This is a genomic window from Staphylococcus sp. 231237_7MaSpsaltlick (genome assembly GCF_043107035.1).
Genome location: NZ_JBICNX010000151.1, coordinates 1 through 1,095, shown reverse-complemented (window position 1 = coordinate 1,095; position 1,095 = coordinate 1). Strand labels below are relative to the sequence as shown.

2 protein-coding genes are annotated in these 1,095 nt (G+C 28.1%); both read right to left on the bottom strand.

Annotated elements, in window-relative coordinates; translation table 11 throughout:
- Nucleotides 1-443 (bottom strand): hypothetical protein (locus ACF91D_RS30550; protein ID WP_392438500.1); only part of this gene is annotated, 443 nt, incomplete at its 3' end.
- A 5-nt stretch (nt 444-448) separates the two neighbouring features.
- The gene (locus tag ACF91D_RS30545; RefSeq protein ID WP_119625542.1) at nt 449-919 is read right to left on the bottom strand and encodes a Panacea domain-containing protein; all 471 of its coding nucleotides are present in this window, start codon (nt 917-919) and stop codon (nt 449-451) included.
- Between the last annotated feature and the right edge of the window lie 176 nt (nt 920-1,095).

Genomic DNA, 1,095 nt, shown 5'->3' with positions numbered 1-1,095 from the left:
TCATTATTATGGTCAAATATAGTAATTAACCTAACACCTTGAACTGTTCCAAATTGCCAAATTTTGAAATCATCTTCTTCATCTAAAATTGGATTTTTATGAATACTTTCAGCGATTTCTAGCACAAGATTTTTGGGTTCATCTTTAATGATATGACAATGGCGGTATTGATAACTTTTACCATTATTACTTTTTATATCTTTCCAATGCTCTTGAATGTATGGAACTAATTTACTAAACAATGTAGTTATCATTTCAGAATATTGCTTTTCATTATATAATTTATTTGTAAAATCTTTACCTTTTATCGTGATAGATTGCAACCAGTTTTTGTATGAAAAATCAAATGTAACTTTCTCAACATTTGTAACAGGAATTACATCTGATTTCAAATTTCTTTTAGCACTTTTTGGATTCTTGACTTTTTTATTTTTACGTCCCATTCTTTCTAATTCAACCTTTGCACATAATAGTCAAAAATAACTTCTTTTGAAATTTTTTCATTACTTCTATCAAGTGGCAAACAATTTTCCCTAGCTTTTTTCCAAGGATTTTCTTGATGAGTTATACTTTCTAACTGATTTCCGTTATATCCACCATAAACATCCCAAACTTGATTCAAAGTATCTATAGTGTCTGGATCTAGGTTTAAATCAGATACATCGTTTATTTTATCAATTTCATGATAACCATATTCTCTATATTTAGACCAAACCGTTGGTATAACTGGACCATGTACCCAAGCTTCAAAGTCTTCATTAAATAATTGAGTATTTAACTCATGCTTAGTTTCATTTTCAAATACTAAATCCCATGCATACGCATAATATAATAATTTTTGAAGTTTTTTAGGTGTCATGTTTTCTTTAGATAAAAACCAATTAATAATATCTTCTATATTATATTTACTGTTTATCATAAAAGCACCTCTCTTTCATACTTCTCAATATTATAATACCCTATTTTATATAGTTGTAAATAGGATATTAAAAAATTCAGGCCAAAAATAGGGCAAGCACATAAGTGCCTACCCTGTGTAGTATGATATCTAATTTAATTATAGCATAAAAAAGAGCAGACACGGGACATGTGCCT

Excerpts from the sequence above, each read along its gene's own strand:
- ACF91D_RS30545 (WP_119625542.1), bottom strand. The coding sequence starts at position 919 with ATGATAAACAGTAAATATAATATAGAAGATATTATTAATTGGTTTTTA.